Below are 17937 nucleotides of genomic sequence, written 5' to 3'. Positions count from 1 at the left end.
CTTTATTCCGAACACTTTTCTGAAAGTTTGTAGTCAGGACTTTAGTGTTATCTACATATCGGAAATCACATCCAAAAAACGCTTAACCTGTTTTTCCCAAGTCCAATCCCGCATAAAATTAGCCGCAGCTAAACCGATCCGTTTTGATTCTTCCCGATTAGTATAAACTTGTTCCAAAGCCGCGACAACTTCTGCAACCTCAGACTCTCCCCAACCTTCAACACCGGAAAAAGGAGGAGTGGGTTTAACTCGTCCTTGACTCCATAAAGGATAGCAAATGTTGCTGTAAATCAAGTCTAAATGACCAGTATTTGCTGATAAAATAGTCGGAATTCCGCAGGCCATACTTTCCATCGCGACTAAATTAGTGCCGCCTTCGCAGCGGTTGGTGAAAACAGCGCAGTCGGCTTCTCGCAAAATTTGTCCGGTGAGGTGATTGGGAATTAAGCCGATGTCGATAAAAGAGTCAACTGGCAAACCGTTAGCCACTAACCATTGGGAAATTCCTAAACTTCCGTCTCGGTTGATATTGGGAAGTCCGGCAACGTTTCCGGTTTGTTCGATTCCTAGCATATACTGAGGCCAAAAATTGTGCCATGTTGTTAGTAACAAAGCCTCTGGATGTTTGGCGCGAAATCGTTTGAAAGCGGCAATTACAATATCTTGACCTTTGCGATATTCCAGTTTGCCGCCAGAGAAAATGACGAAGCGATCGCCAAATAGATTAGATTTGGGTGCAGGATGGAAGATTGTTGGGTCAATTCCTTGATGTACCACCGCCACATTAGTCAAGCCGCAGCTTCTCAAAACATCGGCATTCCAGTTGGAACCGGCGACAATCACGCTATATTTTTTGGCTGTTTGTAGTGCTTCTGCTGTGATTCGCGTGTCTTCAAAAAATATGACTCCTATTTGACAAGCGCTGGTAATTTGATTGTCAACTCCAGAGGATGCTAAATTATTACCCAAAGCGTAAAGTACGGGAAAATTACAACTGATTTGTTTGTCGGAATTTGCGGCTACTAATTCCTGAAAATTTTTGTGCTTTTCAATTACAGGTAACAACAGCGATTTATGCAGCGGATTCATCGATTCTGAGGTGATTGATGGCGGTGTTAAAAGTGCAACTTCCCAGGCGGGATTTTGCTGCAGTTGCAGTGTTAAATTCAGGGCGTAAATTCCCCAGCCGCTGGTGATGCTGAGGGGCCAACTAATGCCGATTCCGGTAATTTGTGGGGGAGTTTCTGGGGGGTTAATTTGAGGCGGAGTTTCTGGGGGTTGGATTTGAGGCGGAGCCTCTGGATATGCGTTACCAGGCAGAGCCTGGGAACGAGTAATTAGCTGTTCTAAGGCTGTTTTTATACGATCGCACACTCCATCCCAATCACCGGCTTTTTGTTGCCTAAACAGACGCACAGTGGGATACCAAGGACTATCTTCGCGTTCCAGCATCCAGCGCCAATCGGGCACAAAAGACAGCAAAATCCAGACTGGTTTGCCCAAAGCACCGGCCAAGTGCCCGACAGAAGTATCTACACAAATTACTAAATCGAGTTGCGAAATAATTGCTGCGGTGTCGGCAAAATCGACGCAATGTTCGCTCAAATCTTCAATTTTGTGTTGATTTAATAAAGTAATATCGCCCCCTAACAAATCTTTCTGAAGACTGTAAAAACTCACTCCCGGAACATCTACAAACTTCACAAAATCGCTCAATTTACACGATCGCCGATGATTGTGGCGGTGCAGCGGGCCGCCCGCCCACACGATACCTACTTTTAGTTTATTGTTCGGCTCTAGGGAAAATTTAAAATCCTGTGGCGGAGCTAAATAAGGAATATTCGCAGGTAGATTTTCCAAAGTAGTTCCCAGAATCCTGGGCAAACTTAGCAGCGGGGCTTGCACTTGAAAATCTATCAAATCGCTCGGCTTGACTCCAATTCGATCTACTCCGGCAATTCCTTCAAATAAACGCTTCAGCAAGACATGACAAGCCACAATAACTTTGCCGCCTTTTTGCTTAACTAAAGGCGCGTAGCGGATAAATTGTATCGTATCGCCAAAACCTTGTTCAGGGTGCAATAAAATTGTTTTTCCCTGCAAATTAGAGCCGTCCCAAAGCGGTTTCTCAAAAGAGCGCGAATCCAATTGTTGAGTTTGCCAGCGCGATTCGTACTCCGCAAAACCACGCTCAAAATTTCCAGTTAAGAGCAAAGCTAAGGCTAGTCTCAAGCGCCAATTTGGCGAGTTGGGACGTAGTTGAATTGCTTTATTGTAGAAGTCGATCGCCTCTGCGACTTTTCCTTGTTCTTCGAGGGCGGAACCCAAATATAAGTTTGTTTCGCTCAGGTTGGGATTGGTTTCTAGCGCTTGTTTGTAGTGCGAAATTGCCTCGGTTATCTGCTCGTTTTCCTGTTTGAGATAACCTAAACAACTGTGGCCTTCTGCGTGGCTGGGTGAGGCGGCAATTACTTGTTCGTAACGAGCGGCTGCTTCTGCTTTTTTACCTTGTTTTTCTAAGGCCTTTGCTATGTGAAATTGTACCTGTGCGGGCGATAAGGCAAATCGAGGCGAAGCTTCGGTATCTCCGTTACCAGGCACAGCCTGGAAACGAGTAGATTGTGGGGGCGGTGCCCCCGTGCCCGCCCTCTCTAGCAAGGCTGTTTTTACGCGATCGAATACTCCCTCCCAATCGCCCGGTGTTTGCTGCCGAAACAGCCGCGCTGTCGGATACCAAGGGCTATCTTCGCGTTCCAACATCCACCGCCAATCCGGCATAAAACACAGCAAAATCCATACCGGTTTGCCCAAAGCACCGGCTAAGTGCGCGATCGCAGTATCCACGCAAATTACTAAATCTAGTTGCGATATCACCGCCGCAGTATCGGCAAAATCGTTCAAATTGTCGCTCAAATCTATCACGGGAATTTGAGTTAACAAACTACGATTTTCAGGCGATAATTCTTTCTGAAGACTGTAAAAACTTACACCGGGAATATCTAACAATTTCAGGAAATAGCTTAAATCGCTCGATCGCTGAAAATCCTTCAAATGTTCCGAACTTCCCGCCCACGCAATCCCAACTTTGAAATTGCGATCCAAATTTAGAGAAAATTGCCAATGCGGCGGCGCAGCTAAATAAGGAACATTTGCGGGTATATTTTCTAAATTTGTTCCGAGAATATACGGCAAACTCATCAGCGGTGCTTGCACTTGGAAATCCGGCAATTCATCCATCCGAACCGCCACTTGTTCGATGCCAGGAATCTGCTTAAATAAACGCTTCAGTTCTTGATAGCAAGAAAGGATTACTTTGCCGCCTTTTTGCTGGACAATTGCCGCGTATCGCACAAATTGAATCGCATCGCCCAAACCTTGTTCCGAGCGGAGCAAAATAGTTTTCCCATTCAAATCAGAACCGTCCCAAACTGGTTGGTCAAAATTCAACCGTGGTAGTTTTTTTGCCTGTTCTGTTTGCCACCGCCACTCGTATTCTGCTAAACCGCGCGGCAAATCCCCAGTCAACAGCAAAACTAAGCTTAAATTGAAGTGAGCTTTAACACAATTTGCATCAAGTTCGATAGCTTTACTGTAACACCAAATTGCTCGATTTACGTCTCCTAATTGTTCAACAGCACTGCCTAAATTAGTAAGAGCTTCTAGATAATTATGGTTCAAAGATATGGCTCGTTCCAAGCTAGAAATTGCCTGTTCTATTTTGCCCGCACCCAAGCGTAACGTTCCCAGGTGATAGTGTCCTGCAGGATTGTTAGGTTCTACTTCAATTGCCCGCTCGTAAAGCCGTTGGGCCTCGTCTAGCTGAGATTCTGTTTGCATCGCCGCACCCAAATTTACCAGCGCCGGCACGTAATTGGAATTGACAGAAAGTGCTTGATGAAAACAGGCGATCGCACTCGGCAACTCGCCCTGCTGCTGGAGTGTCGCGCCGAGATTGTTGAGAGCTTTGACGTAAACCGGATTCAGGGCGATCGCCTTTTGAAAGCAAGATATAGCAGCCATTATATTGTCTCGATCTTGCAGCAAAATACCCAAGTTATTGTGAGATTGAGCGCAGTTAGGGTCGATTTCGATCGCGCGCTGATAATAGGTGGCAGCTTCGGATAAATCGCCTGTTTGGTGCAGCGTCACTGCCAAATTAGTGGTGGCTTCTATCGAATTAGGCTGCAAAAATAAAGCATTTTTAAAATAAGCGATCGCCTCGGCAAATCTTCCTTGCGCCTTGAGAATATTTCCCTGATTAAACTGTCTTTGATATAATTCAATATTGGTTTGAGTTTCTCTGGGCGGTATAGCTGATTTATGCTGGACAATTCTTTCTCTCAGCGCCAAAGCAGCTTGTTCTAAAACTCCTTCCCAATCTCCCGCTGTAGACTGGCGAAACAGCCGCGCCGTGGGATACCAAGGACTATCTTCGCGTTGCAACATCCACCGCCAATCCGGCACAAAACAGAGCAAAATCCACACGGGTTTGCCCAAAGCACCAGCCAAGTGCGCCACACAAGTATCTACAGAAATTACTAAATCCAGAGCCGAGATTGCCGCCGCAGTATCCGCCAAGTCGTGCAAATAAGAGCTTAAATCTGTTACGGCCATTTGCTCTAACAAAGCGCGATCGTCTGCTGTCATTTCCTTTTGCAAACTGTAAAAATCTGCTCCCGGAATATCTAACACTTTTGTCAATAAATTCAGGGGTAACGATCGCACCTTATTTTGGGAATTTTTAGGATTTCCCGACCAAACAATTCCCACTTTCAAATTAGTAGTTGGATTGAGAGTAAATTCCCAACCGGGCGGCGGAGCTAAATAAGGAACTTTGGCGGGTATAGTTTCTAAAGTTGTTCCCAGAAGATGAGGCAAACTCATGAGCTGCGCGCGCACTTGAAAATCCGGCGCATCCTCTGGATTAACTATTAACGCATCGATTCCCGAAAGTTGTGCAAACAAGCGCTGCAAGTGCGGCAAACACCAAACAATTACCCTACCGCCTTTTTGTTTGACTAAATCTGCATAGCGGATAAACTGAATTGCATCGCCTAAACCCTGTTCCGGGCAAAGCAAAATAGTTTTTCCATCCAAATTTTTACCATCCCAAACCGACTGAATAAAGTTGTGGCGCCGGAACTGTTTTTCTTTAACTAGGAGTCGCCATTCGTACTCGCAAAAACCGCGATGAAAATCTCCCGCCAGCAGCAAAGCTAAACCTAAATTTAGGTGAGATTCGGGGCTAGCGACATTGAATTTAACTGCTTGGCTGTAGTAGGTGAGAGCATCCGCAAATTGTCCGCGATCGTGCAAAGCACTTCCCAAACTGGTGAGGGGATTGATATAACCGGGTTTGAGTACGATCGCCCGACGGTAACAATCGATCGCCTCTGCCATTTTTCCCGCTTCCTCAAAAGCTTTGCCGAGATTGTTCAAAGCTTGTGGAAAGTCGGGTTTCAGGCTCAAAGCTTGCTGGTAGCAGGCGATCGCATCTTCAATTTTGCCCTGTTTGTGCAGGACAATTCCCAGATTGCCGTGAGCCTGTGCACTGGCTGGCGATGCCTGAATCGCTTGCTGGCAAACAGCTAAATCCCCATCCAACTTATCGGGGCTAGAAAGCGAACTCAGATAAGCGAGATCAGTTTCTGCCCAATCCGGTTGCAGCGCCAGAGCTCGATCGTAGTATGCGATCGCATCTGAAATTTTGCCCTGTCGGATCGAGGCGTATGCTAAATGCTGCAAAGCCTCCACATCATTGGGAGCGATCGCGATCGCCCGTTCGTAATTCGCGATCGCCCGTTCGTAATTCGCGATCGCATCCTCCCCTTGTGCCTCCAAAGCAATTCCCAAATTCAAATAAGCCGCCGCGCAATTAGGATTGACTTGAATCGCTTGCTCGTAGCAGCTTATAGCCTCCGCCACATCCCCTTGCTCTTCCCGCAGCAGGCCCAAATTAATCAGCGCTTCCGCGCAATTCGGGTTCAAAGACAGCGCCCGCTGATATTCTGCGATCGCCTCTTCAGTCTCCCCTGCTTCCGCGAGCGCGCTGCCCAAATTGCTTGCAGTTTCCGCCAAATTCCCGTCGATGAAGAGGGCTTGTCGGTAGTGCGCGATCGCCTCTGTTAGCCTGCCGCTTTGCTGTTTGACAACGCCTAAATTGCTGTGCGCGGCCGCGTAATTAGGATCGATCGCGATCGCCCGCTCGTAACAAGCGATCGCACCGCCCAAATCGGCTTGCTGCTGCAAATCCACGCCCAACCGAAACTCTGCATCCGCCGCATCCGACGGGACAAATGCAGCAGCAACCGCGCCTAGAGCTTCCGCCACCCGATCGAAAACGTCCTCCCAGTCGCCCCGCTGATGCTGGCGAAACAGCCTTGCGCTTGGATACCAAGGACTGTCTTCGCGCTGCAACAGCCACCGCCAATCCGGCGAAAACGCCAGCAAAATCCACACTGGTTTGCCCAAAGCCCCCGCCAAATGGGCGACAGCGGTATCGACACTAATGACTAAATCCAGTTTGGCGATCGCAGCAGCAGTATCAGCAAAATCGCCAAAATGCGGGCTCAAATCTACGATCGGCGTTTGATGCAACAGCGCGCGATCGGCCTCGGAAACCTCTTTCTGCAAGCTGTAAAAACTTACCCCCGAAACGTCCAAAAGCGGTAGAAACTGGCTTAAATTGCACGAACGCTGCTTGTTTTTGCGGTGTTTTGGATTCCCCGCCCAGACAATCCCAACTTTCAAAGTGCGATCGGGCAAAAGTCCAAATTCAGCACCCGCAGGCGGAGATAAATAAGCAGTATTTCCCGGTATTGTTTCCAGCTTTGTACCGAGAATATAGGGCAAACTCAACATCGGCGCTTGCACGTCAAATTCCGGCAGCGGCTCCCCTTTAACTATTAACAAATCAATGCCGTCAACCGTTGCAAATAAACGGTGCAATTGCGGGTAACAGCCAACAATAACCCTACCGCCTTTATTTTTGACGATCGCAGCGTACCGAATAAACTGAAGCGAATCGCCTAAACCTTGTTCGGCGTGCAGCAAAATAGTCTTTCCCAGCAAATCAGAACCGTCCCATAGAGGCCGGTATTCTCTTGCCGAAACACTATTATCCGGCCCCGTCAAAAAACAGGAATGACCCGTGTGAAATTCTTTAATTTGCCAGCGCCACTCGTATTCAGCCAGACCATTTTCCAAATCTCCCACCAACAGCAAAGCCAAGGATAAATTTAGGTGAGCGCTAGCGTGGTTGGGATTTAAATAAATTGCCCGTCTGTAGCAGGATATCGCATCTTCTACCGCGCCTTTTTCCAGAAATGTCCTGCCTAAATTGTTGATAGCTTCCACAAAATCCGGCAGCAATTCTAGAGCTTTGTGATAATACTCCAGCGCATCTTCTAAATTGCCCTGTTCTTGCAAAACAGTTGCCAGATTGTTGTAAGATTCCCAGCTATGCGGATTAATTTCCAGCGCTCGCCGGTACAGCTCGATCGCCCTGAAAAGTTCGCCTTTTTCTTGCAGCGCCACGGCTAAATTAATCAGTGCAGGTACGAAATCCGGTTGAGCGACAAGAGCTTGCTCGTAATGTGCGATCGCCTCTTCCGCTTGACCTTGCTCCTCAAAAATCTTTGCCAAGTTGTAAGCTGTTTGAGGAATATTTGGAGCGATGGCTAAAGCTTCTCGGTAGTGCGGAATAGCAGCCTCCAATTCGCCCTTTTCTTGCTTGAGAAAACCAAAATTAATCCGCGCTTGAACGCAATTTGGATCGAGAGATATAATCTTTTCGTAAAGGGCGATCGCCTCTTCCCGATCTCCTGTTTCCATCAAATGTTCTGCTTGCCGCAATAAATCCTCTAAAACAACCAAATTCTCCCCGCCGTTTCCGATCGCAACAGATGTCTCAATCCCCTGCAATTGCTTAGCTGCGGAGCCTTCCGCTAACCCTTCGCTCGCCATCACAAATATTTGTTTACTCTCTTGAAGCACGCTTGCACCTGTCATTTTGACAGCTACAGAATCGAGGTAAAGCGTATCATTAGCATTCATTGCGAGTGAAACTAAGTCAAGCCGATCGTGGGCAGAATCCTCGGAATAACTAGCAGTATTGGCGATCGCAAATAAACTCAAAGCCGCCTGTACTTCCTCAAACAATTCTTGCCAACTTTCCGGCTGACTTTGGCGAAAAAGCCTCGCAGTTGGATACCAAGGATTGTCTTCGCGATCCAGCAGCCAACGCCAGTCAGGAGCAAAAGAAAGCAGCACCCAAACCGGTTTTCCTAAAGCACCGGCTAAGTGCGCCACAGCCGTATCGACACTAATGACTAAATCCAGTTGAGATATCGCCGAAGCGGTATCAGCAAAGTCGTTCAAATGCGGAGTTAAATCCGGTACTAAGTGTTGGTGCAACAAAGTGCGATCGCTCTCGGACAAGTTTTTTTGTAAACTATAAAAAGCAATTCCCGGAACATCGAAAAATCGAATAAAATCGCTCAATCTGCAAGAACGCTGATTGTCTTTCCGGCGCTTCGGACTTCCCGCCCAAACAATCCCTACCTTCAACTTGGCATCAGAAGAAAGTGCAAATTTGCACTCAGCAGGCGGATATAGATAAGGAACATTTGCTGGTATTGTTTCCAGAGTTGTCCCCACAATTCGCGGCAAACTCATCAGCGGTGCGTGAACATCAAATTCTGGCAAACCTTCCAGACTAACTGATAAATATTCAATACCAGGAACTGTCGCAAACAACCGCATCAGTTCCCGATAGCAAGCTACCATAACTTTAGCGCCTCGACTGCGAAGAATCGGCGCGTAGCGAATAAACTGAATAGAATCGCCAAATCCTTGCTCGACGTGGAGTAAAATAGTTTTTCCCTGCAAATCCGAACCATCCCAAACTGGCTGTTTAAATTGCCTCGGTTGTAGTTGCGGAGTGCGCCACCGCCACTCATATTCAGCAAAACCGCGCTGGAAGTCTCCGAACAATAACAAAGTTAAGGCGAATTCCAGGTGGGCGATCGCGTTCTCTGGCTGCAATTCCAAGGCTCGACTGTGACAAGAAAAAGCTTCTTGAAATTCTCCTAAATCGACCAAAGCGTGTCCGAGATTGTTAATAGCCTCCACGAAATCTGGCTTTAATTTTAAGGCTTGTCGGTAGTGGGATATTGCTGCTTTTGCATTGCCTTGTTCGTGGAAAAAGGCTCCTACATTGTTGTGAGCTTCGGGATTGTTGGGGTCTAGTTTTACCGCTTGCTGGTAGCAGTTGAAAGCTTCGGCTAATTTACCTTGCTGCTGCCAAACTGTTCCCAATCCCATCAGGGAATATGTCAAGTGGGGATTGATTTTTAAAGCGTGCTGGTAACAGGCGATTGCCTCGTTTAATTGATTTTTTTGTTTAAATAAATGACCTAAGTTGTGCGCTGTTTCGTGCAAATTAGGGTCGATTTGCAGCGCTGTTTGGTAATATAAAATAGCCGCATCTATTTCGCCTAATTGCTGTTTTGACCAGCCCAAATTATTGTATGCGAGTGCAGAGTTGGGCTGGATTTTGATGACTTGTTCGTAACTGGCGATCGCCCTTTGATACTCGCCTACATCCAGCAAAAGATTAGCCTTATTTAAATGCGCTTCTACAAAATCGCGGTTTTGGGCGATCGCCTGTTCGTAAAAGTCGATCGCCTCTGCAATTTTTCCCTGCTGTCTCGCCGCTATTCCCAACAAACACAGCACGTTTGCTGATTCCGGCTGCACTTCTATTATTTGCCGGTACAAATTCTCAGCTTCTAACAAACGGCCCGCTTGGTGATGTTCCCAAGCTAATTTCAAATAGTCTTCGGCACCCAGTTTGCAGGCAGATTTCCGCGATTTTTTTTGAGAAGCCATAGTTGTCTTAGTTGTTTGGGAGTTCGCTAACTTGTAATTGCCAACTTTTTCTAATTTGTTAACTCTTCCTTCCTTCTTCCTTCATCCTTCTTCCTTCTATCCTTTACATCCGTTACATAATCCGTTGCCGAACTTCCGACTTCCTTCTTGCTTCTTCCCCCTTCCATCGGAGTGACACCCGTTACATCCGTTACATCCGTTACATCCGTTACATCCGTTACACAATCCGTTGCCGAACTTCTACCCCAACAAACAAGCTGCGGGAAAAATCAGATATTCTAAGAAAAACAACTTCCAGATAAACTGATAAAATGCCGCAATTTCTATTTTATCGTCCAAATCAACTTTGATGCTCCAAAACCACATCAAACCCAAAGCCGCCAAATGAGAAACTGCCAGAAACACTAAATTAACATTAGACAATACGATCGCTCCCGCCAAAGTCGCGCCCAAATAACAAACCGTCAACACCCAGCGAGATAAATTAAAGACGGCAGGCTTGCCCAGCTCAATCGTAAACGTAGTAATATTATATTGCTTGTCCCCTTCCATGTCGGGGATATCTTTAAAAATCGCGATCGCAAACGTAAACACCACAACAAAAACCGTCAGCACCCAAACTTCCGCAGGAATCTCAAAAGACAAACTCTTCAAACTCCAGCCAGAAAAAGCGCTTTTCGCCCTTCCCAAACCCAACACCCAATTAAAGTGCAAAAATAACCCTAAATTTACGATCGCGCCCCGCACCGTAAAAATGCACAGCGCCGCCCAAATAGGAAACCGCTTCAGCCGAATTGGCGGCAGAGAATAAGCAGTCCCGATCGCCAAACTAACGCCCACGGTAGCCAGCAAAAACGGGCCTTGCAAAACAGCAGTCAAAATTGCTATAATTCCCGTGGCAATTACAATTAATTCCCCGGTTTTCCGAGAAAATGCTCCAGAGGCGATCGGCAAATACGGCTTATTGATTTTATCAATTTCAATATCTTCTAACTGGTTCAATCCCACAATATAAATATTGCCGCAAATGCAAGCCAACCAGGCAAAAGCTAGGGGCAAAAGTACAGGATTCACAAATAGCCGCGAACTTTGGGCGATCGCGTACAAAGCCAATACACTCAAGCTAGTGCCCACAATTGTGTGCGGCCGGGAAAACTCCCAAAATGCGCTCACCCAGCTTTGCGGAGCCGAGCCATTCTTATCAATCCAAGACTTGCCAATCGAATCATTGCCCATAAATCTCACACCCACACCAAACAAATAATATTCTGTAGGGTGCGTAATACGCACCTTACTCATCAACTCAAGACTCAAAATTCCTGTGATATATGCCTGTTATTTTACAGCACAAATCATTCCAAAACGAATCAACCCGCTCTGATATCCACGGCTCATCAATCCGAGAGCAAGTGCTGCTTGAATAGTCGTCCAACCGCTCGTTAGCAAACCCCAAATCGCGCTCGGAGTCAAAGCAGAATCGATCACCACATCCCAAAAAGAAGCAACAGCTTTTGACCAATCAGCCGTGCGAATACTTGTCAAAGGCAAACTGCGGACAATTTCCTCATATTCCGGCAAAGAAATCACATAGGGCAAAGCATAAACCCGGTAAATTTCTGCCAATTCCTTTCTCTCTTCATCAGTTAATTCACCCGCCGTTTCTCCCAGCGGGCGGTGACACCAAGTTGCCAAAATCAAAGTGCCTCCCGGCTTGAGTACGCGGCAGCATTCCTGCAAAAACTTAATTTTGTCTGGCATATGTTCGCCGCTTTCGAGCGACCAAACCAAGTCGAATGACTCGTCAGGAAAAGGCATATTCAAAGCATCGGCAACCAAAAAATTCACATTGCTTTCAAGCCCAGCAATTTTAGCGCGTTCGGTCGCTCTGTTGGCCTGTACCGGACTCAGAGTAATCCCGGTTGCTGTAACCCTAGCGCCCGTTTTGTTGAGTTCGGGCGATCGGCTAAAATCTCGATCGACCCCGCCATCCAACTTTAAATTATTTTGAGCGATCCTCTTCGAGGGCTGCGCTAACGAACTAAACTTTTCCGTCAAATACAGCGTGCTGCCGCCGATCCCGCAACCGACATCGAGAATGCGGTAAGATTCACCCAGTGCCTTCTCTGACGGGACTCCAGCCCAAGCCAGCAGTTCTTCTATCAAATCTATCTGAGCCTGTCGGCGCTCTTTTTTCAAATTGCCATCCGGGCCGTAGTAACCGTGGTGCATGTGTTCGCCCCACACCTGCTCCCACAAACCGCTAGAAGCGTCGTAAAGTTGCTGAATTTGCTGGTAAAGTGTTGATGTCATCGCCGGAACGCAAGTTATTAAAGGAATTCTACCGTTATTTTCCCGCTGTTGTCATAGAATTTGGCGATTGAGTTCGATCGGTCTCCGGCCTTCGCCAGACAGAGATGTCCTGATTTCCAGCCCGACGATATATTTGTGGGTTCCCTCTCAAATCCCAAATCCAAAATCTCAAATCTCAAATCCCAAATCTAAAATCTAAAATCTAAAATCTAAAATCGAATGACTGTCTCGCGAACCATTGCTTTGGGCTTTCTCGCTGTCATCCTCGCAGGTACTCTATTGCTGATGATGCCCTTTTCCACAATTGATGGAACTTGGAGCGATCCAATAACAGCACTGTTTACCTCTACTTCCGCTGTCTGCGTCACCGGCTTGTCGGTTGTAGATGTCGGAAAATATTACTCTTTTTGGGGGCAACTGTGCCTAGTTTTACTGGTGCAAATAGGAGGCTTGGGCTACATGACAGCCACGACTTTCTTGCTGCTGTTATTGGGCCGCCGCTTTGGCTTGAAAGACAAAATTGCCCTGCAACAATCTCTAGACAAATCCGGACTAGCCGGCGTAGTACAACTGGTGCAGTCAATTCTAGCAACAACGCTTTTGTTTGAATTAACAGGAGTGTTTTTGCTGATGACGGTTTTCGTCCCCCAATACGGATTTAAAGAAGGTGTGTGGTCTGCTATATTTCACAGTGTTAATTCGTTTAATAACGCCGGTTTTAGCATCTATTCAGATAATTTGATCGGCTACATCAGTTCGCCTATGGTTAACTTCACAGTCAGTGGTTTAATCGTATTTGGGGGAATCGGCTATCAGGTAATTATGGAATTGTACCTGTGGCTGCGCGATCGCTTCAACAAAAGCCCTATCTGCACAGTTTTTTCCCTGAACTTCAAAGTTGTTACCACTACAACGGCTGTCCTTTTAATTTTAGGAACGCTAGCCTTTTTGGTGCTGGAATACGACAACCCAGACACTTTCGGCTCTCTAAATTTTCCTCAAAAAGTGATGGCAGCTTGGTTTCAATCTCTTACTCCCCGCACGGCGGGATTCAATACAATTGACATTAGCAAAATGAGCGAAGCCTCGCTATTTCTGACTATCGCGCTGATGTTTATCGGCGCCAGTCCTGGCAGCACAGGCGGCGGCATCAAAACCACAACTTTTAGGATATTGTTTTGCTGTACCACAGCAGTTCTCGAAGGCCAGGAAGATGTGGAGTGCTATCAGCGTCAAATCCCGCCAGCAATGATTCTAAAAACCATTAGTGTAGTCTTCGGTTCCATGTTGGTCGCGTTCACATCTGCAATTTTAATTGAGGTGACCAATCCCGAAGTAGAATTTATCGCAGCGCTGTATGAAGCAGTTTCAGCTTTTGCCACGGTCGGTCTTTCCACTGGGATTACAGCCAAGATTTCAGCGATCGGCAAGCTGGTTTTGATTGCTACAATGTACATAGGTCGGGTTGGCGTGTTGCTGCTGATGAGTGCTGCATTCGGAGACCCAAAACCCAGGTCTTTTAAGTATGCTGAGGAAAGTTTGTTAGTGGGATAAAAAATCCTGCCTCGTTGCTGATAATCTAAACAATGGGTGACAACCCAAATCAACTTTTACTACTTACCCAAAAATCAAAAGGAGGCGGCGCTGTCTCTGCTAAAATTTAAACAGCAAGACGCTCAGCGCTGGATATTCAGTGAACCTGTCATCTTTAAATTTTTTTCGCACTTTGCGCGCCGACAACAAGCAGTTTGCAGTTATTGGTTTAGGACGCTTCGGCAAAGCTGTGTGTTCTACACTACACGGTTTGGGTTACGAAGTCTTGGGAATTGACGCCGATGAAAAAAAAGTAACTCAAGCTTTGAACGATCGCATTGCTGCTCACGTTGTGCAGTTAGATTCTACTGAGCCTAGCGCTCTTGGGGAAGCAGGTATATTTGAATTTGAAACAGTGATTGTTGCGATCGGCAATTATCTAGGAGAAAGCATTACCACAACCTTAAATCTTAAGGAAGGCGGGGTAGCTCACGTAATAGCCAAAGCTTCTTCGGAAACTCACTTAAAACTGTTGAAAAAAGTCGGCGCAGATCATGTAGTTTTTCCCGAACGAGAAATGGGCTGCTCTTTGGCCCGCCTTCTTACAAAACCCAGCATTTTAGAACGCTTTGACCTCGACCCAGCTCACAGCATCGTTGAGTTGCTAGTTCCTGAAAAGTTTGATGGCAAAACCATCTCCGAATTGGAACTCCGGCGCAGGTATGGTTTGAATTTGCTAGCAGTCGGTCGTGGCGACAAGTTCGAGATCAATCCGCAGCCAAGCGAACGCTTGAGAAAAGGCGAGGTGATGGTAGTAATTGGTTCTAACAAAGATATTAATCGCTTGCCAATTTAACAGCTCGACATTTTACCCACATACAGCAACAGTCCTCGACTCAGAAACCAAGTGTCTTGTGTTCCGAGTGTCTCGATCCTAAGCAATTATTGCTGGATGTGTGACAATTTCCGACCCTCACAAACCCGGTTTATCTAAAATAAACCGGGTTTTCCTGTCCATCTATATGTTCTAATTTTTAACTGAAATATGTAAATTGAATTTCACCAATTCTAGGGTGGGTTCCGCCTTTGCGACCCCCTTTGAGAACTTAGCCAGACAAATTGCGAAAAATTTTAATAAAGTAGCAGCACTCGATCGTCGCGCTCCCGCCAACCATAGGAGCGCTCGCCCTAAAAATTCAGCCGACTTTCAAGATTTTTTGCAAATAAGCTTTGCCCAAAACCAGTACCGCCAATACTAGAGCAAGTTCAACAGGCCAAGGACAGGCCGCCACCAACCAAATTAACGAACAAATTCCAATAATTGCAGCTATGGGAGCCGGAATTCCGTCTAGCGTTCTGTTGTCAGTCCCCGCTGTCACCCACCAAGCAATCAAGCAGATCGTCAACGGAATTAAGCAACTTGCGATCATGATTTTTACCCCATCAATTTTTTTTACATATGGCATCTGAGCATATTGTAACAATACATCAAAGATTCGGAAATGCGCCATTAATTACGATATAATTTAAGATTAGGAAATTCATCCCCTGGGGTGATAAATTTTATAATTTTTAGCTTGGTCTCTCTCAGAAGGCAGAAGTAGGTTGGCATCAGGCAGGATTGTGGGATTTTTCTTTCTATAGAAGTCCTGAAAGCTTTCTACCTTGAGAAGAATTGCGATGCGCCCCTCTATGCAAGTTATACTCAGGATTGCAGTCAGTTACTGTAGAGCGTGAATCCATGCTGGGCAAATTTTTTCGCAAGCCAGAATCAGAAAACATCGATCGCGTCCCCCCGGGTCAATACCTCGCCAACGGCTTTCCTGTGCTGACCTACGGCGATACACCCTCCGTCAGCATTGAGAGTTGGGAATTTAAAGTCTGGGGATTGGCAAAACCACAAACCTTCAGTTGGTCGGACTTCCAGGCCATGCCCCAAAGTAACTTTACTGCGGATTTTCACTGCGTCACCCGGTGGTCAAAACTCGACGTGCAGTGGACGGGAGTCAAAGTCACCGATTTTATGAACTGCATAGAAGTCGATCCGAAAGCTATGCACGTCCTGGAACACTGCTACGGCGGCTACACTACCAACATTGCGATCGCCGACTTCCTGAGAGAAGAAAACTTTTTCGCCCACACCGTCTTCGGCGAACCTCTATCCGCAGACCACGGCGGCCCAATGCGGCTCGTAGTTCCCCACTTGTACGCTTGGAAAAGCGCCAAATGGATTAACGGCCTGGAGTTTACAGAAACCGAAGAACTCGGTTTTTGGGAACGCAACGGCTACCATCGGCGGGGCGAACCTTGGGCAGAGGAACGCTACAGCGGTCTGTTTTGATGCGGGCGATCGGGAGCAAAGACGGGGCCACAGCTTCTCTATACAATCTTTGTTGAGGGGCAATCCGGTCTTTTACCGCTTCAATCTGCGGAAATTGCATCTTCTCGATCGCATCTTGGGGATATCTCACACCACGGACTCTATTTAATTCAACCAAAATACGTAGACCCAGCGATCGCATTTTGTACGTAATTTACCCGATAGATAAACTACTTTAACTCCCATACATAAGCCCCAAAAAACAAATATTCCCAGTTTAGGGTTAATAGAAAACTTCTGGAACTGTCAGTACCCACGAATATTACCGTATTTATACTTAAGTGTTTGCTATTGAGAATTTAGACTTGAGACTATAAAAAAAAGTAGCCATAAGCCCGATCCAAATCCCTTGGGTTCATTCGCGCTCCCCTGCCCGCGACTGCAAGGTTTCAGGCAACAATATTTATAATTATTTAGTGGGTATTATTAGGGCTCGATCGCCCGCCCGCAGATGTGATAGAGAGAATTTATGAAGGATATGTAAAGGCTTGATAAAGAATATGTCAAACTTTACCTAAAGTGTCCCAAATACAAACAAAGTATCGCATAATGAAATTATTAAGACGATCGCACAAAAGGAACAGGTTTATGAATACCAAACTCTTATCCGCCCTAACAGCTACCGCCGCCGCCACAGCTCTGTTTGGCGCCGGAGCTCCAGCTCAAGCCTTCTCCTTTGGTACCACCGGCATCCAATTCGGCCAAGATACCAGCGTCAAGTTTAACTTCAAACAATCTCACGGTGGGTATACTTCCTCTTTGGGCATCTACAGTGTGAACAACTCGGCGGCCACTCTAGTTAGCACCCTGTTTTCGGAAACTAAATCCTCAGACAACGGCTCGAGTAACGAATGGAAAGGAACTCTGGGCAATACAGTCTTGGGTTCTGGCTCGACAGTATTCACATTCCTGGCCAATCAAATTTATACTTTGGGACTCAACAGCGGCTGGGGTGGCACTGTCTACTCGACCTCAGCCTTGAACAGCGGCAACCAGCAAGCAGTGTTTGGCGCGCAATCGCAACTGTGGGACGAACTCGACAAAGAAACCACGAACGTCTTCCAAGCTGCCGGACAATTCACAAACGGATACGCTTCTCTGTTTAACGGAGGCACGCTAATTGGCTTCGACGATCGCGGTGGCGGAAACGACGCAGACTTCCAAGATTTCACAGTCAGCGCAGAAACAGTTCCCGAACCCATGACAATGACTGGTTTGGCTCTCGGTTTGGGTGGCTTGGTTGCCGCGCGCCGCCGTCGCGCTAGCAAGACGACTTCATGATTTTGTCAACCGGAACAATCTCCTCTTTTACGTGTTACAAAATAAAATTCAATTAGGAGGCGCGCTAATGAGAAATCGGCTCGCCTTTTGCTTGATTGGAAAAGTCAGAAGGCAGAAGTCATATCAATTCTGGTTGCACTCATCGGGAATTGTTGACTGTTGACTCGGGGTCGCAAAACTGAATGATGGTTGAGTGTTGGATGTTGACTCGATTTTACGCCCGACTTTCCAAGCGCGGATTTGATGTCAGGGTGAATTTCAAGAACGCGAAGTCTACGAGATTTAACGGATTTAACGGATGGGGGTTGAGGGAAGAAGTCAAGCGTGAAGCAAGAGGATTTTTCCCACCCTCCCACTCTCTCCCTCTCCCAACTCAAAATTAAAAACTCACTCACGGTAAATTGTTCGAGTACAAAATCACCAGTACCGGTTGAGGAATTTTAGGAATGAAAAATAAATAAGGAGCGCGAATTAAATAACTTATAATTTTAATTGTTATTGTGGGATGGGCGTCCCGCCCGTCATGAGTGGACGGGCGGGAC

At 46.6% G+C, this 17937-nt stretch carries 8 protein-coding genes; 4 read left to right on the top strand and 4 right to left on the bottom strand.

Annotation, left to right across the window (positions count from 1 at the left end):
- Positions 1–51: 51 nt before the first annotated feature.
- The 3 genes from QUA50_RS23790 to QUA50_RS23780 all read right to left on the bottom strand — a co-directional run bounded on the left by QUA50_RS23790 (position 52) and on the right by QUA50_RS23780 (position 12201).
- Positions 52–9891: a tetratricopeptide repeat protein gene (locus QUA50_RS23790; RefSeq protein WP_333258464.1), complete on the bottom strand. Its 9840-nt coding sequence runs from the start codon at positions 9889–9891 to the stop codon at positions 52–54.
- Between the two features lie 240 nt (positions 9892–10131).
- Positions 10132–11190 carry a homogentisate phytyltransferase gene (locus QUA50_RS23785; protein WP_333258466.1) on the bottom strand — a complete coding sequence of 353 codons (1059 nt, stop codon included), beginning with the start codon at positions 11188–11190 and terminating at the stop codon, positions 10132–10134.
- A 36-nt stretch (positions 11191–11226) separates the two neighbouring features.
- Entirely contained in the window at positions 11227–12201 is a 975-nt protein-coding gene (locus tag QUA50_RS23780; protein WP_333258468.1) for a methyltransferase domain-containing protein, read from the bottom strand.
- Positions 12202–12420: 219 nt separating this feature from the next.
- On the opposite strand from QUA50_RS23780, the gene QUA50_RS23775 reads away from it, so the two are divergent.
- Together QUA50_RS23775 and QUA50_RS23770 are read left to right on the top strand one after the other, a co-directional pair.
- Positions 12421–13755: a TrkH family potassium uptake protein gene (locus tag QUA50_RS23775; RefSeq protein ID WP_333258470.1), complete on the top strand. Its 1335-nt coding sequence runs from the start codon at positions 12421–12423 to the stop codon at positions 13753–13755.
- Between the two features lie 139 nt (positions 13756–13894).
- Entirely contained in the window at positions 13895–14590 is a 696-nt protein-coding gene (locus QUA50_RS23770; protein ID WP_333258472.1) for a TrkA family potassium uptake protein, read from the top strand.
- A gap of 340 nt (positions 14591–14930) precedes the next feature.
- Here QUA50_RS23770 and QUA50_RS23765 read toward each other — a convergent pair whose 3' ends face one another.
- Positions 14931–15164, bottom strand: coding sequence for a hypothetical protein (locus QUA50_RS23765; protein ID WP_333053190.1), 234 nt, complete (start codon positions 15162–15164; stop codon positions 14931–14933).
- Positions 15165–15475: 311 nt separating this feature from the next.
- Between QUA50_RS23765 and QUA50_RS23760 the strand changes: the two genes are divergently transcribed.
- Together QUA50_RS23760 and QUA50_RS23755 are read left to right on the top strand one after the other, a co-directional pair.
- Positions 15476–16075: a sulfite oxidase-like oxidoreductase gene (locus tag QUA50_RS23760; RefSeq protein WP_333053320.1), complete on the top strand. Its 600-nt coding sequence runs from the start codon at positions 15476–15478 to the stop codon at positions 16073–16075.
- A gap of 627 nt (positions 16076–16702) precedes the next feature.
- Complete coding sequence (locus QUA50_RS23755; RefSeq protein WP_333258474.1) at positions 16703–17395, top strand: PEP-CTERM sorting domain-containing protein; 693 nt, start codon at positions 16703–16705, stop codon at positions 17393–17395.
- The last annotated feature ends 542 nt before the right edge of the window (positions 17396–17937 follow it).

The sequence above is a fragment of the Microcoleus sp. M2_D5 genome (assembly GCF_036701935.1).
Taxonomy (GTDB): domain Bacteria; phylum Cyanobacteriota; class Cyanobacteriia; order Cyanobacteriales; family Microcoleaceae; genus Microcoleus.
The sequence above is the reverse complement of the archived record's forward strand: the minus strand, read 5'-3'. Positions and strand labels throughout refer to the sequence as shown.

Coding starts and splice junctions, on each gene's coding strand:
- QUA50_RS23780 (WP_333258468.1), bottom strand. CDS start 12,201: ATGACATCAACACTTTACCAGCAAATTCAGCAACTTTACGACGCTTCT.
- QUA50_RS23755 (WP_333258474.1), top strand. CDS start 16,703: ATGAATACCAAACTCTTATCCGCCCTAACAGCTACCGCCGCCGCCACA.
- QUA50_RS23760 (WP_333053320.1), top strand. CDS start 15,476: ATGCTGGGCAAATTTTTTCGCAAGCCAGAATCAGAAAACATCGATCGC.
- QUA50_RS23765 (WP_333053190.1), bottom strand. CDS start 15,164: ATGATCGCAAGTTGCTTAATTCCGTTGACGATCTGCTTGATTGCTTGG.
- QUA50_RS23785 (WP_333258466.1), bottom strand. CDS start 11,190: ATGAGTAAGGTGCGTATTACGCACCCTACAGAATATTATTTGTTTGGT.
- QUA50_RS23775 (WP_333258470.1), top strand. CDS start 12,421: ATGACTGTCTCGCGAACCATTGCTTTGGGCTTTCTCGCTGTCATCCTC.
- QUA50_RS23790 (WP_333258464.1), bottom strand. CDS start 9,891: ATGGCTTCTCAAAAAAAATCGCGGAAATCTGCCTGCAAACTGGGTGCC.